This is a genomic window from Bosea sp. 124, assembly GCF_003046175.1.
Classification (GTDB): Bacteria; Pseudomonadota; Alphaproteobacteria; order Rhizobiales; family Beijerinckiaceae; genus Allobosea.
Genome location: NZ_PZZM01000001.1, coordinates 2,786,455 through 2,810,614, shown reverse-complemented (window position 1 = coordinate 2,810,614; position 24,160 = coordinate 2,786,455). Strand labels below are relative to the sequence as shown.

Sequence of the window (24,160 nt, the reverse complement as noted above, 5' to 3'; positions counted from 1 at the left end):
TTTGCGCATGCGACGCAGAGTTGCTATGCCGGCGTCATGACGGGAGTCGAACGCCGCGTGGCCGATTTCGAGGGCCAGCTCAGGGGTGCCGGGTTGCGGATGACGCAGCAGCGCCGGCTGATCCTGCGCGTGCTGGCGGAAGCCGACGACCATCCCGACGCCAAGGGGATCTTCACCCGCGCCTTCGCGCATGATCCGACGCTCTCGCTCTCCACGGTCTATCGCACCATGAAGGTGCTGGAGACGCAAGGCGCGATCGAACGCCATGCCTTCGAGGATGGTGTCTCGCGTTACGAGCATGCCGACCAGGAGCATCACGACCATCTGATCGATATCGAGAGCGGTCAGGTGATCGAGTTCTCATCGGACGCGATCGAGGAATTGCAGCGCCGCATCGCCGCTGAGCTCGGCTACGAACTCGTCCGCCACCGGCTCGAACTCTACGGCCGCAAGAAACGCCCCGCCGCGCGGCGGAAAAAGGCGTAGATGACGTCATGCTCGGACTTGCCTCGAGCATCTCTTGCAGGAGATTCTCGGGTCTGCGCTACGCTCCGCCCGAGAATGACGTTCTTCATTCAGCCGCCGAGCAACCCGGCAAGATCCGGCCCTGCAGGCACGATGCCGCTCGGATTGATGGTGCGGTGGCTCTCGTAATAATGCCGCTTGATGTGCCCGAGATCGACGGTCGCCGCGACGCCCTCGATGGCCAGCAGCGCCCGCAGATAGGCGACCAGGCGGGGATAGTCCGCGATGCGACGGATGTTGCACTTGAAGTGGCCGACATAGACCGCATCGAACCGGATCAAGGTGGTGAAGAGCCGCCAGTCGGCCTCGGTGATGGTGTCCCCGGTGAGGAAGCGCCGGGTCTCCAGCCGTTCCTCCAGCCAGTCCAGCGTCTCGAAAAGCGGGGTGACCGCCTCCTCATAGGCTGCCTGCGTCGTCGCGAAGCCGGCCTTGTAGACACCGTTGTTGACGCTTCCGTAGATGCGCTCGTTCAGCGCATCGATGTCCGTGCGCAGAGCCGCAGGGTAGAAATCGCCGGGCTTCGCGCCGACACCGTCGAACGCCGCATTGAACATCCGGATGATCTCGGAGGATTCGTTGCTGACGATGCTGCCGGTCGCCTTGTCCCACAGCACCGGCACCGTCACGCGGCCGGTGTAATGCGGATCGGCCCGCGTATAGACCTCGTGCAGATATGCCGCCCCGCCGACCGGATCGGGCACGACACCCTCGCCCTCCGTGAAGGTCCAGCCCCGGTCGAGCATCAGCCAATGGACGACCGAGACGTCGATCATCGCCTCGAGGCCCTTCAGCGCGCGAAAGATCAGCGTGCGATGCGCCCAGGGGCAGGCGAGCGAAACATAGAGATGATAGCGCCCGGCCTCGGCCGCGAAACCGCCCTTGCCGCTCGGGCCCGGCTCGCCGGACGGCGTCACCCAGTTGCGGAAAGCACTGTCCTGGCGCTGGAAACGTCCGCCGCTCCTGGCGGTGTCGTACCATTGATCGCGCCACTGACCGTCGACGAGCAGGCCCATCATATCTCCTTCGCGATCGTCAGCCGTCGATGATGTCGTTATATTCCGGATGCTTGACGAGCCAGCCGCGGATGAACTCGCAACGCGCCACCACCTTGCGCCCGCTCGTCCGGATCAGCTCGAAGGCGCCCTTGGCGAGCCTTGAGCCGACACCCTGCCCCGACAGCGCCTGCGGCACCTCGGTATGGATCAAGACGATGCGCTCCCCCTCGACCCGATAGGCGATGATCGCCGTCCCCGCGGGAAGGGCGAGCTCGAACCGGCTCTGTTCGGGATTGTCGATGACCTGGTCCATGGCTCTCCTCCAAGGCTCGCCGGATACAATCCCGGTCAAGCCGAGACGTTCCGAGATGCTTTCAAGGGATGCACGGCGTCGTAACATGCGCAGCCATATCCGGGCTCAGGCTTCCGCCCGCCAGGGATAGCTCCAGGTCTCCGTCAGGGTCTTGTCGCCGCTCTTGAGGAAGGCGCGCATCTCGGCGAGCTGGCCAGGCTCGACGACGATGTCGATGAAGGCGCGGAAGCCTTGCGTCTTCGGGTTCGGCACGATGAAGGCGCGGTCAATCCGGCCATAGGCGATCGACGGCACGATCTCGACCTTCTCCGGCTGGCGCAGATGATAGTCGAGGTCGCCCCCTGCGAAATCGACGATGAAGCGCCGCGCCCCCGCAGGCACCGGCTCGCCTGAGCCCAGCGCCTTCGGCCGCGCCTGATAGGTGTTGATGATGCGCCCGCCCGGATGCAGGTCGCTCGAATCCATCATCGCCGTCAGCTTGTAGCCGAACGAGAATTCGCGCCCGGGCTCCAGCGGCGTCTTCGGTGCCCAGAGCGCGACGATGTTGTCGTTGGTCTCGTCGGTGGTCGGAATCTCGATCAGCTCGACCGAGCCCTCGCCCCAGTCGCCCTGCGGCTCGATCCAGTAGGACGGTCGCAGTTCATAGGTCAGGTCGAGATCCTGATAGTGCTCGAAGACACGGTCGCGCTGCATCAGCCCGAAGCCGCGGACATTGCGCTCGACGAAGGAGGACACCGCCGGCAGGCGCGGGTTGCGCAGCGGCCGCCAGATCCATTCGCCGGTGCCCGAATGGATCATCAGCCCATCTGAATCATGCAGCTCGGTGCGGAAATCGTCATGGAAGCGCCTATCGTTCTCGCCGGTGAAGAACATCGAGGTCAACGGCGCCAGGCCGAGCTTCTCGATCGTCTTGCGCGGGAACAGCGTCGCCCCGACATCCACCACCGCATCGACATCCGGATAGATGTGGAAGCGATAGGCCCCCGTCACCGAGGCCGAATCGAGCAGGGCATAGACCGTGACGCGCTCGGCATTGGCCGCCGGTGCCTCGACCCAGAACTCCCGGAACATCGGGAATTCCTCGCCGCCCGGCACGCCGGCCCCGATCGCGAGCCCGCGCGCCGACAGGCCGTAGCGCTGGTCGCGACCGAGCACGCGGAAATAGCTCGCGCCGATGAAGGAGATCAGCTCGTCATAGATGCGCGGATCGTTGAGCGGATAGTGCAGCCGGAAGCCGGCGAAGCCGAGATTGACCGGGAGCGGCTTCTCGAACTTGACCCGGCCATAGTCGAACAGGTTCGCAGCATAGGGCACCGGCGTCGGCACGCCGTCGCGCACGACATTGACCACGACCGGACGCGTGAACAGGAAGCCCGGATGGAACATCTGCATCCGGAACGGCGCGCCGTTCTGGGCCAGCAGTGCCCGCTCGGAGCGAAAACGGATATCGCGCCAGGAATCGAAGTCGAGCCGCGACAGCGGCTCGGGCAGGTTCGGGCCGGGATCATAGGGCACGGCGGCGATCTCGCGGGCACGGCGGACGACCTCCTCGAAGCCGAAGCGCGGCTGCGGCGGCTCGGGCGCGGGTTCGGGCCGCGTCTCGGGCTGTTGCGCCAGCAGGACGGACGGAGCCGTCGAGAGGCTGAGGGCGGCTGAAAGCCCCGCCAGGACACGGCGGCGATCTGTGATGGTCATGGCGGGTCCGTGGTCTTCTCGCGTCGCCCGAAGGCAGTCCGTCAAAGGCTTGTCTGCCAGTGACTTAGGCGAGGAATTGGGGCCGGTCTAGGGCCGAAACCCGCGATCCGCACGGCATCTCCGCAGCAAGACCTCGTTGGCAGGCGCCAGCACCGCTGTCTGGAGGCGGTTCCTGGCCGGACGCAGCCAGCCGCTCGCGCCCGCAACAGTCCGGCGAATGCATCCTGAAGCAACGTCTCTGATCCCGATCGTTTGGTGGGACCGGCAGCCAGCGCCGCGGAGCCCCGATCGTTTCCTCCGCCGCCGGAACGTCCGCATGAAGCGCATCGATACCGCGCGCGCCGGGCTGATCGACAAGCGCTGCGTCTGCTCCAGGCCGGGCCTCCAGGAAGAAGAGCGGGAGGACGCACACCCGAAGTGCCGGCCCCGCTCGGCAGCCGGATCGGGTTCGGCGAGGCGCGGAAGCAGGATGCCGGACATAAGCGGCACGGCGGCGGCCCTCACGCGGCCGGCCCGGTCGGACAGGGTTCGTCAAAAAATCCGCACCCGGCCGTCAGAAAAAACTTGAACGCGGGGCCCATCATCCGTATATCGCGTTCACCCAATTCGCACGTGCCTGTGGCCGCGTGTCAGTCGGTGGGCATCCGGACAAGAGGCCGGACAGCCGCCAGGAGTTGGAGGACGGATGGAGGGGGATGGATATCCCCTCAAATCACGCCTCCCGGTTCCCCCCAAGGGAGCTGCTCTCCGAACAGCGACTGGCAGCCGGAGGCGAAACCGGCGAACCCCGAATCTCCACGGGGGACGCAGCTTAAAGCAACGACGGAACGGGCTTTTTTTGGTCTCGCTGGTCCTCCAAAGACCAGCACCGAAGAGGCTTGTCCTTCATTGCCGGGCGTGCGGGGTCTCCCCAAGCGACGGTTACTCAGAGTCCGGACGTCACGTTCGGCTGTTCTCGGCGTCTCCATCGCGCCTTGAATCGCTGACGCGTCAGCCGGCTTCATGTCGCATCGGCGCCGCTTGCGCCGGAGGGAGACGCGTCTCATGACCGAGCGCATCCGTGAGTTCCTTCGTACCCGCCGCGAGGACGGTCCCTGCGTCGTCATCGACCTCGATGTCGTGCGCGAGAACTATCATGCCTTTTCGCGGGCCCTTCCCGACACGCGCGTGTTCTACGCCGTGAAGGCCAATCCTGCGCCGGAAGTGCTCGCTTTGCTGGCTAAGCTCGGCTCCTGCTTCGATTGCGCCTCGGTCGTCGAGATCGAGCTCGCCCTCGCGGCCGGTGCCACCGCCGATCGCATCTCCTTCGGCAACACCATCAAGAAGGAGCGCGACGTCGCCCGCGCCATGGAGCTCGGCGTGCGCCTCTTCGCCGTCGACTGCACGGCCGAGGTCGAGAAGATCGCGCGTTCCGCCGACAAGACCGGCGTCAAGGACGCGCGCATCTTCTGCCGCATCCTCTGCGACGGTGCCGGCGCCGACTGGCCGCTGTCGCGCAAGTTCGGCTGCGTGCCCGAAATGGCCGCGGACGTGCTCGAGCACGGCCATCGTCTCGGCCTGACCGCCTATGGCATCTCGTTCCATGTCGGCTCGCAGCAGTCGAACGTGAACGCCTGGGATTCCGCCTTGGCCTCGGCCTCGACGGTGTTCAAGGAGTGCGCCACCCGTGGGCTGTCGCTCTCGATGGTCAATCTCGGCGGCGGCTTCCCGGCGCGCTACCTGCGTCCGATCCCGGGCGTTCCGGCCTATGGCGATGCGATCTTCCAGGCGCTGTCGAAGCATTTCGGCAACCGCCTGCCCGAGACCATCATCGAGCCAGGCCGCGGCATGGTCGGCGAAGCCGGTCTGATCGAGGCCGAGGTCGTGCTGATCTCGAAGAAGGCCGAGGACGACAACGTCCGCTGGGTCTATCTCGACATCGGCAAGTTCAACGGTCTCGCCGAGACCATGGACGAGGCGATCCGCTACCCGATCCGCACCGCCCGCGACGGCGATGCGACGGTGCCCTGCGTGCTCGCCGGCCCGACCTGCGATTCGGTCGACGTCATGTACGAGAAGACCCCGTACATGCTGCCGTTCAGCCTGGAGATCGGCGACCGCGTGCTGATCGAGGGCACCGGCGCCTATACGACGACCTATTCGGCCGTCGCCTTCAACGGCTTCCCGCCTTTGAGGCAGTACGTCATCTGACGTTGGAACGGAGCGGCCAGCGCCGCTCCTGTCGCCAATCGGGTCCGGCGAAGCGCCCTGCCATGATCGGCAGGCCGCCCACGGTTTCGGGCGGAGCGTCCGCGCCTCCAGGAAGGAGCGCAACGGACGTGGCTCCCGCCGGACCCTCTTCCACACATTCCTGTTTCTTGTGGCCGCGTTCGCGCGGCGCCGGGAAGGTCTGCGCAACCTCGGTTGTCTTGCAGGCGCTCCGGCCGGAGGTGCGTCATGATCACGATTCGCGACGAGATCGCTGCCGATGTTCCCGCCCGCGAGGCGCTGCTCGACCGTTGCCTCGGCGAGCGCCGCACGGCCAAGTCGAGTGAGCGGCTCCGCGAAGGTCGTTTGCCGGCTGAAGGGCTTGCTTTGACCGCCGAGCGCGATGGCGTCGTTGTCGCGACGGTGCGGCTCTGGCATGTCGAGGCCGGCGGCAAGGCAGCTCTCCTGCTCGGCCCGCTCGCGATCGCGCCGGAGCTGCAGGGCGAAGGTCTTGGCCGGGCAATGATGCGCGAGGCAATCTGGCGTGCGGCCTGCCGTGGCCATGGCGCCGTGCTGCTCGTCGGCGACGCCGCCTATTATCAGCGCTTTGGTTTCAGCGGCGGCCTGACCCGCGATCTCGCCATGCCGGGCCCGGTCGAGCGCGAGCGCTTCCTCGGCCTCGAACTGCGCGACGGGGCGCTCGCCGGAGCAGCCGGCACGCTCCTCGCCACCGGCCATCCGAACGAGGCCGCAGTGCCGGCGCGCCGCGCGGCCTGAGGATAACTCTGGCGGATCCGGCCTTTCGCCGGGTCCGTCACGCATCCGTCATCGATCCGTAACCGCTTCGTCGCCGAGCCCCGGCATGACCCCCGCCAAGGGTGGGGTGCATGGCGCAGGCGGTTTTCACGGCTGGCAGGACGAGCGCGTGGAGCGCGCCGCGCTGGCGTCCGCGCCAGGCCAGCGTGCTGGCCTTCGCCTTGCTTGCGCCCTCGCTCCTCTTCCTCGCGCTCTTCACCTATTGGCCGGTGGCTCAGGTCCTGTGGCAGTCGATGCATGGCCAGATCCGCGTCGGCGGACCGCAGGCCTATGTCGGGCTCGACAACTTCCAGAAACTCTTGGCCGATGCGGCCTTCCGCAAGGCGCTCGTCAACAATCTCGTCTATGCGCTCGGCACGGTGATCCCGAGCCTCGTGCTGGCGCTGGGCTTCGCCATGGCGCTGGTGAAGACGACTCGCGTCAACGCGCTGTTCCGGGCGCTGTTCTTCCTGCCCGTGCTGATCCCGCTGGTCGCGGCCGCCTCGATCTTCCTGTTCCTGTTCCTGCCCAATGTCGGGCTGATCGACTATCATCTGGCCAAGCTCGCCATCTCCGGCCCGAACTGGCTCGGCGATCCCGACATCGCGCTTTGGTCGATCATGGCGCTGACGATCTGGAAGAACGCCGGCTACTACATGCTGTTCTTCCTGGCGGGGCTGCAGGCCGTGCCGGCCGATGCCTATGAGGCCGCGATCCTCGACGGTGCCGGCCCCTGGCAGCGCCTGCGCTATGTCACTCTGCCCTACCTCAAGCCGACCATCGGCTTCGTGCTGGTCATCGGCCTGCTCAATGTCGTGACGCAGGTCGACCACGTCTTCGTGCTGACCAAGGGCGGCCCCTCCGACTCCACCAACCTGCTGCTGTTCTATGTCTACCAGCAGGCGGTCGAGAACTACGACGCCGGCCGCGCTGCCGCCGGCACGCTGGTGATGCTGGCGCTGCTGCTCGTCGTCACCGCCTCCTCGCTGCGCACGCTGGAACGCTCCTTCGGGGAGAAGGAGCCATGAGCCCGGCCAGCATGAGCCAAGCCAGCACCGGCGTCGCGACCGGCGAGGTCTCGCCGAAACTCGGCTATGCCGCGACGCTGCTCGTCGCTGCGCTCTGGATGGTGCCCTTCCTCTGGATGCTGGTCGCGGCCTTCAATCCAGAAAGCATCGGCGCCGGCATGGCTTCGCTGGTGCCGTCCTACATTCCCACGCTGGCCAATTTCCGCGAGGCATGGGCTTCCGCCGATTTCCCGCGCTACGGCCTGAACACGACGATCATCAGCCTCGGCATCCTCGCCGTGCAGGTCGTCACGATCACGCTCGCCGGGTATGCCTTCGCGCGGCTGGAATTCCCCGGCCGGACGCTCTGCTTCTACCTCTTCCTGCTGCAGCTGATGCTGGCGCCGGTCGTGCTGATCGTCCCAAATCTGACCACGATCGCCAGGCTCGGCCTCTACGACACGTTGCTCGGCGTGATGGCGCCCTATTTCGTCTCTGCCTTCGGCACCTTCCTGATGCGCCAGGCCTTCCGGGCGATCCCGCGCGAACTGGAAGATGCGGCACTGATCGATGGCGCGGGCGTCTTTCAGCGCATCGGCTTCATCTACCTGCCGCTGGCGAGGCCTTCGCTCGTCGCCTTCTCGATCGTCTCGGTCACCGCCCATTGGAACGAATTCCTCTGGCCGCTGATGGTGATCAACTCGCCCGATCTGCGCCCGCTCACCGTCGGCCTCGCCTCCTTCACCCGCGGCGCCGAGGGCGCGCAGGCCTGGGGCGTGATCGCGGCGGGAACCCTGCTGGTCAGCGCGCCGCTGCTGCTCGCCTTTGCCTTGTTCCAGCGTGCCTTCGTCAACTCTTTCGTCTCCTCCGGCATCAAGTAAGGGAAACCATGATGACGACCACCCGCCGCACTCTGCTGGCCGGCGCCGCGCTGGCTGCAAGCTTCGCGCTCTCGCCCGCCTTCGCCCAAGGCCAGACCGAGATCGAGCTGTTCTTCCCCGTGCCCGTCGACGGCCAGCTCGCCCGCGACATGGCAACCCTGCTCAAGGAGTTCAACGAGAAGAACCCCTCGATCAAGGCGACGCCGGTCTATACCGGCTCCTATGACGAGACCCTGATCAAGACCCGCGCCGCGATGAAGGCCGGCAAGCCGCCGGCTGCCGTGATCATGTCCGCCAACTTCCTGCTCGACCTCAAGATCGAGGGCGAGATCCAGCCGATGGACGCCCTGATCAAGGCTGATGGCAAGACCAACGACCAGTTCATGGGCCAGTTCTTCGACGCGCTGCACGGCAACGCCGTGCTCGACCGTCAGGTCTATGGCGTGCCCTTCCACAACTCGACGCCGCTGCTCTACGTCAACACCGACCATCTCAAGGAAGCCGGCCTCGATCCCGACAAGCTACCCGCCAATTGGGAGGAGCTGGTCACCACCGCGAAGAAGCTGACCAGGCGCGACGGCGACCGCGTCACCCGCTGGGGCATGATGATGCCCTCCAACTATGATTACGGCGGCTGGATCCTGCAGGCCCTGACCCATTCCAATGGCGGCCAATGGTTCAATGTCGATTACGGCGGAGAGGTCTACTACGACACCCCCTCGATGCTCGGCGCCCTGACCTTCTGGTCCGACCTCGTCAGCAAGCACAAGGTCCATCCGGCCGGCGTGCAGGCCGGCGGCGCGGTCTCCTCGGCCTTCCTCTCCGGCCAGGCCTCGATGATGCTGCTCTCGACGGGTTCGCTGACCCATATCCGCACCAACGCCAAGTTCCCCTACAAGGTCGCCTTCGTCCCGAAGAACGTGAAGAACGAGGTTCCGATCGGCGGCGCCTCGCTGGTCATCCCGACCGGCGTCGAGGGCGAGCGCCGCAAGGCCGCCTGGACGCTGATCAACTGGATGACGAGCCCTGAGAAGTCCGGCTGGTGGAGCCGCGCCACCGGCTATTTCGCCCCCAACAAGGCCGCCTACGACACAGCCGAAATGAAGGCGTTCATCGAGAAGAACCCGGACGCCGGCATCGCGGTCAGCCAGCTCGCCTTCGCCAAGCCGTGGTTCGCCACCTACAGGACCGTGCCGGTCCGCAAGGCGATCGAGGACGAGCTTGCCGCCGTGCTCTCCGCCAAGAAGACGCCGAAGGAGGCGCTCGTCGCCGCCCAGAAGCAGGCCGACGAGATCATGCGTCCTTATGTCGAGCAGACCGCGCTGAAGCTGCCGACGAACTGAACGCCGCCCTAGCTGCACGCCACCGTCATGCTCGCCCTTGTGGCGAGCATCCACGTCTTGAACACCGCGCTCGACGAGCGAAGACGTGGATGGCCGGGACAAGCCCGACCATGACGATGAGGCCTTACCTCAAGAGAACGACGATGCTCATCGCCCAGATCACCGACCTGCATATCCGCCCGCGCGGCAAGCCCGCCTATCGCGTCTCGGAAACCAATGCGCTGAGCGAACGCGCGCTCGATGTCGTGGCCAGGCTCAACCCTCGCCCCGATGCGCTGGTGATCACCGGCGATCTCACCGATTGCGGGCTTCCCGAGGAATATGCGCTGCTGCAGGCCATGCTCGCGCCGCTCGGCATGCCGGTCCTGCTGGTTCCGGGCAATCACGACCGCCGCGAGACACTGACCGCAGGGCTGACGCTGGATCCCCGTCAGATTCTGGACGGCGGCTTCGTCCAGTTCGTCGCCGATCTCGGGCCGATGCGGCTGATCGGTCTCGATACGCTGCTACCGGGCAAGAGCGCCGGCGCACTCTGCGCAACGCGACTCGCCTTCCTCGACAAGGCTCTCGCGGAGGCCGACGGAAAGCCCGTCGCGATCTTCATGCATCACCCGCCCTTCGACTGCGGCATCGCCCATATGGACGCGATCCGCCTGCTCGACGGCGCCGCCGAATTCGCCGCGATCGTTGCCCGCCACCCCAACATCGAGCGCATTCTCTGCGGGCATCACCATCGGCCGATCGTGACGCGCTTTGCCGGCACCATCGCGCAGATCGCGCCCAGCGTGACGCATCAGGTCACGCTCGATCTCTCGGAGACGAGCAATGCGACATTCCACATGGAACCGCCGGCCTATCTGCTGCATTCGTTCCGGAAGACCGCCGGCTTCGTCACCCACACCGCTTATGTCGAGCGCTTTCCGGGCCCCTATCCCTTCGTGCTCGATGCCGACTATCCGGGTGGGCATTAGCCACCGCGATGCTGCCATGTGATTGACGCGGCAGCACTTCGCCCATACGAGCCGGGGTGGCTCCGCGCGGCCGATCTTATGAACAGCGCCCCCCAGAAGGAGACAACCCGAGAATGAGTAACTGGCCCGTATACGGAGAGATCACCGGCCCGATCGTCATGATTGGCTTCGGTTCGATCGGCCGCGGGACGCTGCCGCTGATCGAGCGGCATTTCACATATGACAAGAGCCGGTTCGTCGTGATCGCCCCCGACGATGACAACCGCGCGCTGCTGGACGAACGCGGTATCCGCTTCATCCAGGAAGCCGTGACGCCAGAGAACTACAAGACCATGCTCGAACCCCTGCTGACCGCAGGCGGCGGCCAGGGCTTTTGCGTCAACCTGTCCTGCGACACCGGCTCGCGCGACCTGATGGAATTCTGCTCCAGCCTTGGAGCCCTCTATATCGACACGGTCAACGAGCCCTGGCTCGGCTTCTATTTCGACAAGACCAAGGGCCCGGCCGAGCGCTCGAACTACGCGTTGCGCGAGATGACGCTCGCCGCCAAACGCGCCCGCGTGCCGGGCTCGACGACTGCCGTCTCATGCTGCGGCGCCAATCCCGGCATGGCCTCCTGGCTCGCCAAGAAGGCGCTGCTCAACGTCGCGGCCGACATGCGCCTGAATGTGCCCACACCGAAAACCCGCGAGGAATGGGCCGCGCTGATGAGCCAAGTCGGCGTCAAGGGCATCCATATCGCCGAGCGCGACACGCAGCGCTCGCGCAACGCCAAGCCGCCGGGCGTCTTCGTCAACACCTGGTCGGTCGAGGGCTTCATCTCCGAAGGCGTGCAGCCCGCCGAGCTCGGCTGGGGCACGCATGAGAAGTGGATGCCGCCCAATGCCCATGGCCACGAAACCGGCTCGCAGGCGGCGATCTACCTGATGCAGCCCGGCGCCGAGACGAAGGTTCGGAGCTGGTGCCCGACGCCGGGGCCGCAATACGGCTTCCTGGTGACGCATAATGAGTCGATCTCGATCGCCGACTACTTCACCGTCCGCGACGATAGCGGCAAGGCCGTCTTCCGGCCGACCTGCCATTACGCCTATCACCCCGCGAACGACGCCGTGCTCTCGCTGCACGAGATGTTCGGCAATGCCGGCCGTCCGCAGGAGGAGCACCACATCCTCGAGGAAAACGAGGTCATCGACGGCATCGACGAACTCGGCGTGCTGCTCTATGGGCACGACAAGGGCGCCTACTGGTTCGGCTCGCAGCTTTCGACCGAGGAGGCACGTCAGCTCGCTCCCTACCAGACCGCGACGGGATTGCAGGTCACCTCCGCCATCCTCGCCGGCATGGTCTGGGCGCTGGAAAACCCCACCGCCGGCATCGTCGAGGTCGAAGAGATGGATCTCGACCGTTGCCTCGAGATCCAGATGCCCTATCTCGGGCCCGTGAAGGGCTACTACACCGACTGGACACCGCTCGACGGCCGCCCGGGTCTGTTCCCGGAGGACATCGACACGAGCGATCCCTGGCAGTTCCGGAACATTCTGGTTCGCTGAGGACAGCCACCACCATCGTCATGGTCGCCCTTGTGGCGACCATCCACGTCTTCGCTGATCCAGCGTGGTGTTCAAGACATGGATGCTCGGGACAAGCCCGAGCATGACGGTTCAGGCTGGTGCCTTCTGCACGCGCACGCCCGCCAACAGCGCCCCACCAGTCAGGAAGAATACCACCAGCACAGCGAGCCCCGCACGCTGGCTGGCGAAGGCCGTCGTCGCCAGCGCGACCAGCGTCGGCCCCATGAACGACGTCACCTTCCCCGACAGCGCAAACAGCCCGAAGAACTCGCCGACCCGACCCTCGGGCGCCAGCCGCGCCATCAGGCTGCGTGACGACGCCTGCAGCGGCCCGGCGACGAGGCCGATCAGCAGGCCGAGGCCGAGATAGACCTTCTCCGGCAGCGAGGCGAAGAGCCCGTCGCCGGGCGTGGCCGGCGACGCGGCGATTACGAAGAAAACCCGGTCCGGCGCCAGCGACAGGATGCCGAGACAGGCCAGCAGCAGGCAGGCGATCGCGCCCAGCACCACCGCCTTGCCGCCGATCGCATCGTCGACCTTGCCGCCGAGCCAGGCGCCGAGCGTGCCCGCGATGGTGAGCATGATGCCGAAGATGCCGATCTCGATCGTCTGCCAGCCGAAGACGCCGGCCGCATAAATCCCGCCGAAGGCGAACAGCGCCACCAGCGCATCCTGGTAGATCATGTTGGCGAGCAGGAAGCGCCCCAGCGAGGGCAGTCGCGGCAGTTCGGCAAGAGTTGCCTTCAGCCGGCCAAGACCGCCGCGCGCGGCTTCGCCAAGGCGCATCCCGGTCCGCTCCGAATCCGGCGTGAGCAGAAACATCGGCGTCACGAACACCACGAACCAGAGCGCCGTCAGCGGCCCCGAGAAACGGTCACCCTCGCGGGCGGCGGCATCGAGCCCGAGGATCGGCGTCAGCCCCGCCAGCGTCTTGCCCGTAAGCGGATCGGCGGCCAGCAGAGCCAGCGTGATGCCAAGCGACACCAGCCCGCCGAGATAGCCGACGGCCCAGCCCGTGCCGGAAAGCCAGCCCAGCCGTTCCGGCGGCACCAGCCGCGTCATCATCGCATTGTTGAAGGTGGTCGCGAATTCGGCACCGATGGTGGCGATGACGAAGCCGCAAAGCGCGATCGGCACAGCCCAGGGCGAACCCGGTACCGCGAACCAGAGCGCGCCAGAGCCCAGCACCAGCAGCGCCCCGAACACAGCGATCCACGGCTTGCGCGGTCCGGTTCGGTCGGCGATGCCGCCGAGCAGCGGTGAGAGCAGCGCGATGCACAGGCCGGCGAAGCCGGTCGCATATCCCCACAGCGCCTGCCCCTGCGCCGGGTCGGAGGCCAGCGCCGCGGCGAAGAACGGCGCGAAGACGAAGGTCGTGATCAGCGTGAAGAAGGGCTGCGCCGCCCAGTCGAAGAACAACCAGGCCGTCAGCGCGCGCCGTGGCGGGTAGCCGCCGGGTGGCCTCACCGCCATCGCGAGAGGCTGGCTCACTGCAGCGTCGTCTCGGGGTCGCCGCCGCCACGGGCCAGTTCGATCTCCGTGATCGCCGCCAGCACCTCGGCACGCTCCTTGAGGCTTGGCGCCTCCAGCAACGCCTGCTTCTCGCGAGGCCCGAAGGGGCACATCATCGAGAGCGCATTGACCAGCGCCTCGTTCGGCGCCTCGTTGACGCCCTTCCAGTCGATCTTGAGGTCGCTTGCCTTGGCGAAGGCCCGCAGCGCCTTGAGCAGCGCGTTGCGGTCGACCTCGTCCTCGCCCGCCCGGGCCTCGAAATCGGCGGTGAATGTGTCGTAGGAGACGCGGCACTGCCGGTAGGGCGTCGTCACCGCGAGTTCCTCGACGACGCGAAAGCGAGCAATCCCCGTCAGGGTCAGGATGTAACGGTCGTCGCCGGTCTCGGCGAACTGCGTAATGCGGCCGAGACAGCCGACCTGAAGCAGCGGCGGCGTGGCCGACTGGCGGCCACTCTCGGGCTCGGGCTGGATGATGCCGATGACACGATGCGTCCGGATCGCGTCATCGATCATCGCGATATAGCGCGGCTCGAAGACATTGAGCGGCATCTGCCCGCGCGGCAGCAGAAGCCCGCCGCCCAGCGGGAAGACCGCGATCACCGGCGGGCAATCCTCGGCTCCGTTGTAGACGGCGTTCATGCCCATCGAGCGCGGCTCCCCAAGCTTATGAAAACAACAGGGTGGAGAGCTTGCGACGGCCGGCCATGCTGTGCTCGTCCATCGGGCCCCAGGCTTCGAAGAGCTGCAGCAATTGCTTGCGGGCACCGTCCTCGTTCCATGAGCGATCGGCCTTGATGATGGCGATCAGATGGTCGACCGCCTCCTCGCGCCGGTCGCGCGCATTCAGCGCCAGCGCCAGATCGAAGCGGGCCTGATGGTCCTTCGGATCGGCGGCGACCTTCGCTTCCAGTTCGGCGGTGTCGCCGAGCGCAGCCGCCTGCTCGGCCAGTTCGATCGCAGCGCGCACGGCCGTGATGGCCGGATCCGCGGCCTTGGCCTCGGGCACCATGCCGAGGATGCCGGAGGCGCCCTCGATGTCGCCCATGTCGAGATGCAGGCGCGCGAGGCCGGCGATCGCCAGGACGTTCTCGGGCTCCAGCTCGAGCACGCCGGCATAGAGCTCGCTCGCCCCGGCGGCATCGCCCGCCTCGGTGGCGGCCTGCGCCGCGGCGATGAGTTCTCCCGTCGCGCCCGGCCCCATCGGGCCGACCAGCTTCTCGATGAAGGCCTTGACCTGGCTTTCCGGCTGCGCGCCCATGAAGCCGTCGATCGGCTGGCCCTGCTTGAAGGCGATCACGGCCGGAATCGACTGGATGCCGAGTTGGCCCGGTATCTCCGGAAAATCGTCGATGTTCATCTTGACGAGCCGGACCTTGCCGCGCGCCTCCTTGACCACCTTCTCGATCACGGGGGTGAGCTGCTTGCAGGGCCCGCACCAGGGCGCCCAGAAATCGACCAGCACGGGCTGGTTCATCGACTCGGCGACGACATCCTGCCGGAAGCCCTGCGTCGTCGTGTCCTTGATCAGGCCGGGTTGTTCGGCCGCATCGCCATTGACCAGCATCGGTCGTCCTTCGTCGCGCTCACGTCAGGAATGATTGGGTCGGGCCGCCGCCGCGACCGAACCATAGATGGGGAGGATCAGCCGTTATGTCCATCATCGGGAACCGGCAAATCGACGATCAGCGGGTCGTGGCCGGTGCCGCGCAGAAAGGCCAGCATGTCGTCGCGGCCGATCCGCAGCGTCGCCGTGTTGATCAGCGGGTGGAAGTTCATCGCCTCGCCGGTGGTGAGGTTGCGGTCGAGCACCATCGTCACCGCTCCCGCGCGGTCGTTGATCACAGCGAAGGCGGTGACCGAGCCCGGCGTGACGCCGAGCTTTTCCATCAGCGCCTCGGCCGAACAGAAGGACAGCCGCCCGCTGGCGCCAAGCGTCTCGTGCAGCCGCTTCAGATCGATGCGGGCATTTTCCCGCGCGGAGACCAGGAAGAGCCGGCCCTTCTTGTCCTTCACGAACAGGTTCTTGGAATGCAGCCCGGACAGGGTGCCGCGCAGCGCCTGCGATTCGGCGACCGTGAAGACGGGCTCATGGTCGACGCGCTCAAAGGCGATGCCGTGCTCCGTCAGATGGTCGCAGAGCTCCTCGGGCGTCAGCGGGGCGGTGGTCGGGCGGCTCTGCGGCATGGGTCGGCGTCGGCTCGGACATCGGGAGGGAGCGGCACGATGCGTAACGCTCCGGAAACGACGCCACAAGCGCCGTGACGAACCCGACGGGGTCCAAATACGCAGAGCAGAGGCACATTCCGCAAAAGATGAAACTTCCGCAACAAGGCGCTTGCACTGCGCGCGGCTTTGGGGCAATAAGCCGGCCTCCGCGGCGGAAACGACGCGGCCATGTCCTGATGCGGGAGTAGCTCAGGGGTAGAGCACAACCTTGCCAAGGTTGGGGTCGAGGGTTCGAATCCCTTCTCCCGCTCCAGGACATCACATCGCCAGCGAGGCACGCAAGCGTTGGGTTTCCCGGCGCTTTTTGCGTTTTGGGCCAGCTGCTATCGAAGCCATTTCTCAAGGCTCAGAGAGTCCGCGGTTACAGCGTGGTTACAAGCTCGCCTTCGGAGGGATGCGCGCCCTCTCGAACGCCGCCCGCCGTACTCACTGTTTGAAGCAATTTTCGCGATGCCAGCGCAGGAAATGCGGATGTGGGCGATCATGCGCTCGCAACGGCGGTAGTGCTCGACCTGTCTTGCTGATGAAACTGTGTATCTGGTCCGGGTCGTTCGCATGTCGCGAGACCAGGATGTCGAGGTCGTCTGACAGGCCGATCAAACCGCGGTCGAACATCCAGTGCGCCGTGCCCGACAGTGCGATGCCGTTATTGACGATGTCGGGCCCATCGGCCTCGACGGGCCGAATGTGCGCCGCATCGACCTCTGCCCGCCCGCCACCGTTGATCAGCTTGAGACCTGTGATCGCACAGCGCTCATCGTACGCACGCAGAATGACTTGGCGGAACACGCGGTCGCGAACGACCCGGGACGTAAGGAACGTGGCGCGATCGCGAACCTGCTCGTAGATGAACGGAGCCTGCTCCTCCGCAAATCCGGCCGATGCCGTTAGCTCATCGAGACGAGGCAGCATGAGAATGCGATCGTCCAAACCAAAGCTGGTGATCCGATCGAAGTCCGCCGGCAAGAGGGGTCGGACAGCTGCCTGTGCGCGACCAGAGATGCGTCCGTCTTCATTCAGGACACCGCGCTCAATCACGCCTTGCGCATCGGTGAATGGTACCGGGTTGGCAAAATCAAGATAGCTGCCAGGCTCGATGACGGCGACAAACATGTCCGGCGCGACCGGATCAGGAATGACCTGCTGGACCTTGGCCACAGCAAAATACCCGCGCGTCCCTGCGACCTTGCGCGGCTCATAATAGATAATCCAGTCACCGACGCAGGCCTGGACCCGACCGAGATACTGACGCGGGAACTGATACCGCTCGGCTGGACTGTCGTCGTAGATCGAATCCTGACGATGGATGAAGACGGCGAAGGCCATGTATTTTCAGTCCGGGTTGACCGACGGAGCTGAGCAAGATCGACGGAACAGGTCAATCATTGCGCGAACAATCGCTTGCGGACATCAAGAAGCGTTAGCTAGCTCACGCCGGAGGAGATCGAGAGCTCAGGTCGAGACTGTCGCGACCAAAATGTGCTCGGGCATGCGGCGCACTATGCCGAACGGTCGTGTCTGAACGCAAGAATTGATGTGTGTGACGCGTCACAGACCCGGTGCCCACAAACTCCGACAACGCCGCGCACCGTCCAAAAGGGACGGCGAACACAGCGACGGAGCTCGACATGTATGCCCTGAAAAGCGACTTCCTTTACGACATCGATGACCTGACGGACACAATCCGCCCTCGCCGCAAGACCGTACTTGACCGATTGGTTGGGCGCCTGGCGGTCGGGCAGATCTTCCGGGAGCAGTTCCTCTACGAGGTTCATGGCCCATTCGTCGCCTCTCACAGTGAAGAGCCTCGGCGTCCTCCGACGGCGAAGCTGATCGGAGCGGCGTTGAAGCGTCTGCGCGATATCGTGCGCAATATTCGCTCGCGCCGCGCGGCCAGCGAGTTGTCACGTTTGGACGACCGGATACTGAAGGATATTGGCCTCACACGGTCGCAGATCGCGGCCGCCGCTTTCGGGGCGTTGAACCGCAATAGCGACTCCTGAACCGCAGTTCGGACTATCAGCGCAACGGCACCGGGCCCCTCTCAACAGGGAAACCTTTTCTCGGTATGTGCCATCCGATTATAATATGGTGGAGCTTGGGGGCAGTTCGGATATTGCTGCCTCACAGCCAACATCGGTCGGGGGACGGCCTTGCGTTTGATGCCATGCGTGTTTGGGCCGAGTGGTCGCGTGACAAAGCGCGACATCATTGCCTTTGTCGGCGTGGCTGCGGCGTCGACCATCTCGGCCCGCGCGCAGCAACGTGCCATGCCGGTCATTGGCTATCTCGGTTCAGAGTCGCCCGAGCCTTATACCAGTCGCATTAGTGCCTTCCTGCAAGGTCTCAAGGAATCGGGCTTCACCCAAGGCCATAACGTCGCAATCGATTTTCAATGGGCGGAAGGCAAATACGACCGCTTGCCGGCCCTGGCGAAGTATATCGCGAGCCGCCAGGTCGCGGTCATCGTAGCGCCGGGCGGTGCGGAGGTTGCGCTCGCTGCACGATCCGCGACCAGTACGATACCGATCGTTTTCGAAATGGGGGGGGACCCCATCGCCCTCGGCTTGGTCGAAAGCCTATCTCGGCCGGGGGGCAACCTCACCGGTGTCACCAGCCTCAGCGTGGAGGTCTCGCACAAACGGCTGGAATTCCTCAGTGAATTCATCCCGACCACCAAGACCTTCGCCGTGGCCGTCAATCCGACGAGCCCAACTTCAAGCTCGCAATTGAGAAACCTCCGAACGGCCGCAAGTGATCTAGGTTTGCAACTTCATGTCTTGAACGCCAGTAGCGAACCGGAAATCGATTCGATGTTCGTTGCCGTGTCCCAGATGCGGATGGGCGGGCTTGTTTTTACGTCCGATCCCTACTTCGCTTATCGCAGCCAGCGGCTTGCCGCGCTTGCGATCCGCCACGGGGTGCCCGCAATTACTCAGGCGCAAGACTTCCCCATCGCCGGCGGGTTGATGAGCTATGGTGGCGACTTTCAGCAGTCGCATCGTCACACAGGGATTTATGCAGGCCGCGTCATAACCGGTGAGAGACCTTCTGATCTACCGGTCCAGCGCGTGACGAAGTTGGAGTTATTCGTCAATCTCAAAGCGGCCAACGCGCTGGGCATAGCCGTTCCAGCCTCGCTTTTGTCCAGCGCCGACGTCGTAATCGAATAACCTTGCCGATATCCGGCGCATGAGCTGATACGGTGACGCATTCGCCACTTGCCCCACGAAGTTCGCTCTTCGCCAAGTACTTTCTTGCGCTGTTTGCAGCCGTCGTTTTACCGCTTCTCGTTGCCAGCGGTAGCGAGGCCTGGTTTGGCCATCGCGACCAGAGGGCACGGCTGAACGACCTGCTGAATGCGGAAGCCCGATCCGCCGCTGCGAAAATCCAGGACTTCATCGATGGGATACGCGATCAACTCGCGTGGACCGTGCAGCTGCCATGGTCCGACGGCGCCGATGACAGGCGCAGGCTCGACGCGTTCCGGCTTTTGCGCCAGGTACCTGCCGTCGTCAGCCTCGCTTTCGTTGACGCCAGCGGGCGGGAGCGCCTTTTTGTATCGCGGATCGGCCTGAACCGTATCGAGGGCGGCGCCGAAAACTCTCTCAATGCCGCACTCACAGGCCTCCGCCCTGGCAGCGCTGGGTACGGTCCCGTCACGTTCCATGCCGGCTCTGAACCCTTTATGACGATCGCGGTGACAGGCAACCGCGCAGCGGTCGGCATTGTCATCGCCGAGGTCAATCTCAAACTGATTTGGGACGTCATCTCTGCGATCAAAGTTGGACGAACGGGCGAGGCGTTTGTGCTCGATCAGCCAGGACGCCTTGTCGCTCACCCTGACATCAGCCTTGTTCTGCGCGCGGACAAAGCAGTAACACTACCGCTCCAGGGCCTGCGGGCAGATATCCTTGCGCGAAACGGTCAGGCCGTCGCAGGACGAGATACGACCGGACAAACCGTCCTCGCTGCGATGGCACAGATTCCCGGCGTCGACTGGAGCGTCGTCGTGAAGCAGCCCGCCGCGGAGGCGTTTAGGCCGATCTATGCGGCACTTTGGCGCACAGCCGCATTACTTGTGGGAGGTGCAGCTTTTGCCGCAGCGCTCGCCTACTGGCTGACACAGCGCATGATGGGCCCGATCCGGCTTCTGGAAGACGGCGTCGCTCGCATCGGCGCGGGACAATTCGACTACCGGATTAGCCTCGCCACCGGCGACGAATTCGAGCGACTCGCGACGCGCTTCAACGAGATGGCCGGCGATTTGGCAGTATCGCAGGAACGCTCAGAACGCATTGGCCGGCTCAAGCGGTTTCTTGCGCCACAGGTGGCCGAACTCGTCGACCAGTCAGGCGATGCTAGTGTGCTTGACGGACGTTGTATGGAGGTCGTGGTGGTTTTTGGCGATCTGAGAGGGTTCACTGCCTTCTCGGCGCGCGCACAACCTGAAACAGTCATGAGCGTCCTTAGCGATTACTACGACGCTCTGGACAAGGTGGTAATAGAACACGGGGCAACGCTAACGAATTTCTCAGGCGACGGAATGATGGTTTTGCTGAACGCTCCGGTTGCATGCTCTGACCCCGCTTTGCGCGCCATCCATATGGCGCATGAGATGCAGCTGAGCGTGCAATCCCTGTTGCGCGATCGGAGTGCGCTCGGGCACCGGCTCGGCTTCTCCGTGGGGCTGGCGATGGGGCCTGCCATCGTCGGGCGCATCGGTAAAGAAGGTCGGCTCGATTACACCGCGATCGGCAATGTCGTGAACCTCGCATCGCGCCTATGCGCGAGTGCGCGCGATACCGAAATCCTCACCGACATGGTCGTTGCCCACGCGGTCGAAGGACAAGTGCCTCTCGTCGAACAGGATATGCGGATCCTGAAGGGTTTCGATCAGCCAATTCAGGTGTTCTCGGCTGTCAACAACGAAATTTCCTTGAAGCAGCTATCGTAATGCAGTCCGATACCTTTTGCTAAAGGCCGCTCAGTTTTCGGCACTGCAATGATGTATCGTGCTCGTTTCTCAGATCGGATCAACGTTCGCCAGGAGCCGAAGTTCATCGATCTTCTGAATTACCAATCGTCCTCGCGCCAAGGAAATGACTCCGCTTCGCTTCCAGGCTTGGAGGTGACGATTGACCGTTTCACGCGTCACGCCTGTGAGAGATGCCAGTTCCTCTTGGGACACACGCACTTCAGTGCCGTAGTCGGTAGCGAGCACCAAGATGCGTCGCGCAAGCCGGATTGCGGAAGGCAGGAATGTTGTTTCCTCGAGGCGGCCGATAACATCGCGCAGCCGGGCGCAGAGAAGACCGATCAGTTGCAGCGCGATCGGGGGCTCGCGATCGAGCAGCCCCAAAAAATCGCGCCGCGGCAGGAAAAACAGCTCGGTATCTTCCATCGCTACGGCGTCAGCCGTTCGGGATTGACCATCGATCAGTGTGATCTCACCAAAGACATCGCCACCACCCAGGACATTCATCGTCATCTGCTGGCCGAGTTCATCCGCCGTTCCGATTCGGATCAGGCCCCGCCGAATGGCATAGAGCCCGTCACCGGGGTCCCCCTTTTGAAACAGGGTCTCCCGCGAGACCAGGCCCCGATGCTTGCAGATTGCGGCGATTTTCTCGAGGGCGTCCGGCTCGAAGCCCGAAAAAAATGGGTTCGCCGACAGGATCATGACAAGGCGAGACGGGACATCAATCATTGGTCCCTCCGGAATTGGACCAAGAAGGCCGTTGCCGCAGCTTATGTGATCCACCGCACAGAACGCCTGTCGGGACCTTCGTATCAATCCCTCGCCGATGGGCCGTCGCGATACCGATGGCGGCCCCTTCTCGGCGGATCGTGGGGAGCGCCACAATGACGAACGGCCCGGACCGTCACAAGAGGGCGTTGCAATTATCCGCTGCAAAACACCTGCGCGAGGCGGCGCCCGCAACGCAGGGGGAGATTACATGTGGGGCCACCTTTAGCCGAAGACAGGACCGTCTGCCGGTCCGCGCTGAGCCCTGAGCACCCTGCCCGGACGCCAGTTATGCCTCGGCCTTGAACAATGGCTTCGGATCTCAAGCTAGGAACGACAGATGCCCCCGCCAATCAAGCGCAAACCCTTGCCTATCGATGCGCAGAAGTCCGTTCTATGGGCGATCGCGGGTCTCGGATCGTCGGGATTCGGCGTCGGTTCAGCTGGCGTCAGCGTCGCTCTTTTCGACCTCGTGAACCGCTCGACCGGGCGGGCGCATCGTATGACCTTAATGAGCGCGGGGGTTGGCAAGGGATTCAAGGCAATTCCGTTTTCAGGGTCGTACGGATCCACGCCCTACTGCTCATTTAAAACGCGCGATGCGGTCAGTTTTCACGACCTGAATGGCATTTGGATGTCGGTTCACGAACTCAATATGGTTGTTTACTCCCTTACGAGAGTCGCGCTGCACAAGACCTCGGCAATGAGCAGCCAAATTATCGCCTCTTGCGATCTGAGCGGAGGCGGCTTTTCGCTTCCGGGCGTCGGGTCACAGTTTGGCAGCACGGAAATTCTTTTCTCGGACGGTAAGCCAGCAGAGCCTGGTGATGTAACGATCGAAATCCCCGCACCTGTCATTCAGAGCGTGGAGCCCTCAACGAAAATAAAACTTGGCAGCATGGACGCCTACAGAGTGCCGACCGACGCCGTTTTCGACTTTGATAAATACAACATCAAGCAAGTTGCTCACTGGATTCTTGAAGAAGCTGGTGATTTCATTAAATTAAAGAAAGGACCAAAACAAAAGATTTATGTTACTGGCCACACCGACAGCGTCGGGACGCGAGCCTATAATCTTGCTTTGTCAAAACACCGCGCAGACGCGGTTGCCAAATGGCTGGTTATGAACGGCGTCGCAAAAGCAAATGATATTGTGACTTCCGGTATGGGAGAAATGAAACCGATCCACGCCAATAAGAGAGCGGACGGCGCCGACCATCCTTATGGGCGAGAGAAAAACCGACGAGTTGAAATATTGATTATGTAAACGAGGATTCATCTGTCAAATCTTAAAGAGAAATTTCAATAACTATATTATAACACGATTGTATGCTTGAGAGACAATTTTATTTCATATAATCAATTGCATTAGATTTATTATTCAACCGCCCTTTAGTGTACGTAATCACCTAGAAATATTTTCAGGATGAATTCTGTGTCTTTGATAACTAAAGAAATAAAGCCGACAAAAAACATACAAAAACGTCTAGAAATTCCCAGAAATTACTTCTATAACAACAGAGCGACACTCATAATCGACAAGAATCTATCAATACGCTATAGTAATAAATCTGGACTGGCGCTGGCGCGCGAAGAAGGGGGTTTGTTTAATAACTTCGCAACAAATGACAAGATATTCAAAATTCGATTGCTGGGCTGGCTCAGGCGATGTCGTAACGGAATCGCCAACGAAGGTGCCCGGTTGCCGCTGGCGATGATGAGCGGGCGGAAGGTCGTCGTTGACGCGGTACATTTGGGTGAGCTGGGGATCGACCTTGCTTTACTTATAATAGACGATCCACAAACGATAATCGACCGAAATATTTCTGGAATATGCCAAGAATTTTGCTTGACTGCAACTGAATCCCGCGTACTGAGAATAATTGTTGACGGATTCGATACTGTTATTACTGCCAAGAGACTGGGCATAACTCCCGCTACCGCTCGAACTCATCTACAGAATATTTTTGCCAAGACCGGAACCAGTAGACAGAGCGATCTCGTGCGTTTCGTTGCAATATATATTCATTAGAATTAATTGCAAAGATTATAATGCGGTAATATTTCACCAAACGTCCACAAGTAAAATGTGAAAGCGGATTTATAATGAAATATGCAGTGTTGATATTGGTATCGTTTGCCCTGGGATTAACGCCTACGGCCCCGAATGCAAAGGCTCATCAGCCACTGACACGCATACAGCGATCGTGCCTAATCTGGGATCTCACTTTGCAGCGTATGCTCACATGGAGCGAGGAATATGCGATTCATACTCCTGAAATGCAATCGACAGTACGCGCAGAGACTACGCGATTGCGCGAGCGATGCAGCCGAGATGTAACGACATCGACAATCGACCGATATGTAATTCTGAGCAAATTACTATAC

At 63.1% G+C, this 24,160-nt stretch carries 23 protein-coding genes and 1 tRNA gene; 15 read left to right on the top strand and 9 right to left on the bottom strand.

All coding sequences use genetic code 11. The features are described from left to right. The first annotated feature begins 36 nt into the window (after positions 1-36). The gene (locus C8D03_RS13325) at positions 37-486 is read left to right on the top strand and encodes a Fur family transcriptional regulator (RefSeq protein ID WP_108046710.1); all 450 of its coding nucleotides are present in this window, start codon (positions 37-39) and stop codon (positions 484-486) included. Positions 487-575: 89 nt separating this feature from the next. Here C8D03_RS13325 and C8D03_RS13320 read toward each other — a convergent pair whose 3' ends face one another. The 3 genes from C8D03_RS13320 to C8D03_RS13310 all read right to left on the bottom strand — a co-directional run bounded on the left by C8D03_RS13320 (position 576) and on the right by C8D03_RS13310 (position 3,528). After that, positions 576-1,538: a glutathione S-transferase family protein gene (locus C8D03_RS13320; protein ID WP_108051621.1), complete on the bottom strand. Its 963-nt coding sequence runs from the start codon at positions 1,536-1,538 to the stop codon at positions 576-578. 19 nt (positions 1,539-1,557) lie between these two features. Next, complete coding sequence (locus tag C8D03_RS13315) at positions 1,558-1,833, bottom strand: GNAT family N-acetyltransferase (RefSeq protein ID WP_108046707.1); 276 nt, start codon at positions 1,831-1,833, stop codon at positions 1,558-1,560. A 105-nt stretch (positions 1,834-1,938) separates the two neighbouring features. Continuing rightward, complete coding sequence (locus tag C8D03_RS13310) at positions 1,939-3,528, bottom strand: OpgD/OpgG family glucan biosynthesis protein (RefSeq protein ID WP_108046706.1); 1,590 nt, start codon at positions 3,526-3,528, stop codon at positions 1,939-1,941. 316 nt (positions 3,529-3,844) lie between these two features. Here C8D03_RS13310 and C8D03_RS26620 point away from each other — a divergent pair, with 316 nt between their 5' ends. The 8 genes from C8D03_RS26620 to C8D03_RS13275 all read left to right on the top strand — a co-directional run bounded on the left by C8D03_RS26620 (position 3,845) and on the right by C8D03_RS13275 (position 12,262). After that, a complete protein-coding gene (locus C8D03_RS26620; protein ID WP_146170170.1) occupies positions 3,845-4,096 on the top strand; it encodes a hypothetical protein in 252 nt (83 codons plus the stop codon). Positions 4,097-4,572: 476 nt separating this feature from the next. Further along, on the top strand, positions 4,573-5,718 hold the full coding sequence (locus C8D03_RS13305) for a type III PLP-dependent enzyme (RefSeq protein WP_108046704.1): 1,146 nt from the start codon (positions 4,573-4,575) through the stop codon (positions 5,716-5,718). Between the two features lie 246 nt (positions 5,719-5,964). Continuing rightward, positions 5,965-6,492 (top strand): GNAT family N-acetyltransferase, encoded by a 528-nt coding sequence (locus C8D03_RS13300; protein WP_108046702.1) that lies wholly within the window; start codon positions 5,965-5,967, stop codon positions 6,490-6,492. Between the two features lie 110 nt (positions 6,493-6,602). Then, entirely contained in the window at positions 6,603-7,538 is a 936-nt protein-coding gene (locus C8D03_RS13295) for a carbohydrate ABC transporter permease (protein WP_108046700.1), read from the top strand. An 11-nt stretch (positions 7,539-7,549) separates the two neighbouring features. Continuing rightward, positions 7,550-8,398, top strand: a complete 849-nt coding sequence (locus C8D03_RS13290; protein ID WP_248308456.1) for a carbohydrate ABC transporter permease — start codon at positions 7,550-7,552, stop codon at positions 8,396-8,398. An 11-nt stretch (positions 8,399-8,409) separates the two neighbouring features. After that, complete coding sequence (locus tag C8D03_RS13285) at positions 8,410-9,741, top strand: ABC transporter substrate-binding protein (protein WP_108051619.1); 1,332 nt, start codon at positions 8,410-8,412, stop codon at positions 9,739-9,741. Positions 9,742-9,884: 143 nt separating this feature from the next. Further along, positions 9,885-10,712 (top strand): phosphodiesterase, encoded by an 828-nt coding sequence (locus C8D03_RS13280; protein WP_108046696.1) that lies wholly within the window; start codon positions 9,885-9,887, stop codon positions 10,710-10,712. Between the two features lie 113 nt (positions 10,713-10,825). Further along, a complete protein-coding gene (locus C8D03_RS13275) occupies positions 10,826-12,262 on the top strand; it encodes a homospermidine synthase (RefSeq protein WP_108046694.1) in 1,437 nt (478 codons plus the stop codon). Positions 12,263-12,373: 111 nt separating this feature from the next. Here the strand turns inward: C8D03_RS13275 and C8D03_RS13270 are convergent, their stop codons facing one another. The 4 genes from C8D03_RS13270 to C8D03_RS13255 all read right to left on the bottom strand — a co-directional run bounded on the left by C8D03_RS13270 (position 12,374) and on the right by C8D03_RS13255 (position 15,981). Continuing rightward, on the bottom strand, positions 12,374-13,756 hold the full coding sequence (locus C8D03_RS13270; RefSeq protein WP_108046692.1) for an MFS transporter: 1,383 nt from the start codon (positions 13,754-13,756) through the stop codon (positions 12,374-12,376). 14 nt (positions 13,757-13,770) lie between these two features. Next, entirely contained in the window at positions 13,771-14,442 is a 672-nt protein-coding gene (locus tag C8D03_RS13265) for an LON peptidase substrate-binding domain-containing protein (RefSeq protein WP_108046690.1), read from the bottom strand. A 19-nt stretch (positions 14,443-14,461) separates the two neighbouring features. After that, positions 14,462-15,361, bottom strand: coding sequence for a thioredoxin (gene trxA, locus C8D03_RS13260; RefSeq protein ID WP_108046688.1), 900 nt, complete (start codon positions 15,359-15,361; stop codon positions 14,462-14,464). A 77-nt stretch (positions 15,362-15,438) separates the two neighbouring features. Beyond that, positions 15,439-15,981 (bottom strand): prolyl-tRNA synthetase associated domain-containing protein, encoded by a 543-nt coding sequence (locus tag C8D03_RS13255; RefSeq protein WP_108046687.1) that lies wholly within the window; start codon positions 15,979-15,981, stop codon positions 15,439-15,441. A 220-nt stretch (positions 15,982-16,201) separates the two neighbouring features. On the opposite strand from C8D03_RS13255, the gene C8D03_RS13250 reads away from it, so the two are divergent. Beyond that, positions 16,202-16,276 (top strand) — tRNA-Gly (locus tag C8D03_RS13250). A gap of 173 nt (positions 16,277-16,449) precedes the next feature. On the opposite strand, the gene C8D03_RS13245 is transcribed toward C8D03_RS13250, so the two are convergent. Further along, positions 16,450-17,349 (bottom strand): HNH endonuclease, encoded by a 900-nt coding sequence (locus tag C8D03_RS13245; RefSeq protein WP_108046685.1) that lies wholly within the window; start codon positions 17,347-17,349, stop codon positions 16,450-16,452. Positions 17,350-17,651: 302 nt separating this feature from the next. Between C8D03_RS13245 and C8D03_RS13240 the strand changes: the two genes are divergently transcribed. The 3 genes from C8D03_RS13240 (at position 17,652) to C8D03_RS13230 (ending at position 20,980) form a co-directional block, all read left to right on the top strand. Further along, positions 17,652-18,026, top strand: coding sequence for a DUF1127 domain-containing protein (locus C8D03_RS13240; protein ID WP_108051617.1), 375 nt, complete (start codon positions 17,652-17,654; stop codon positions 18,024-18,026). A 189-nt stretch (positions 18,027-18,215) separates the two neighbouring features. Beyond that, positions 18,216-19,196 carry an ABC transporter substrate-binding protein gene (locus C8D03_RS13235; RefSeq protein WP_248308455.1) on the top strand — a complete coding sequence of 327 codons (981 nt, stop codon included), beginning with the start codon at positions 18,216-18,218 and terminating at the stop codon, positions 19,194-19,196. Positions 19,197-19,228: 32 nt separating this feature from the next. Further along, positions 19,229-20,980, top strand: a complete 1,752-nt coding sequence (locus C8D03_RS13230; RefSeq protein WP_108046681.1) for a cache domain-containing protein — start codon at positions 19,229-19,231, stop codon at positions 20,978-20,980. A 69-nt stretch (positions 20,981-21,049) separates the two neighbouring features. Here the strand turns inward: C8D03_RS13230 and C8D03_RS13225 are convergent, their stop codons facing one another. Then, complete coding sequence (locus C8D03_RS13225) at positions 21,050-21,733, bottom strand: Crp/Fnr family transcriptional regulator (protein ID WP_108046679.1); 684 nt, start codon at positions 21,731-21,733, stop codon at positions 21,050-21,052. Positions 21,734-22,112: 379 nt separating this feature from the next. Here C8D03_RS13225 and C8D03_RS13220 point away from each other — a divergent pair, with 379 nt between their 5' ends. After that, complete coding sequence (locus C8D03_RS13220; protein WP_108046677.1) at positions 22,113-23,039, top strand: OmpA family protein; 927 nt, start codon at positions 22,113-22,115, stop codon at positions 23,037-23,039. A gap of 168 nt (positions 23,040-23,207) precedes the next feature. Further along, the gene (locus tag C8D03_RS13215) at positions 23,208-23,804 is read left to right on the top strand and encodes a helix-turn-helix transcriptional regulator (RefSeq protein ID WP_181300957.1); all 597 of its coding nucleotides are present in this window, start codon (positions 23,208-23,210) and stop codon (positions 23,802-23,804) included. Positions 23,805-24,160 lie beyond the last annotated feature (356 nt).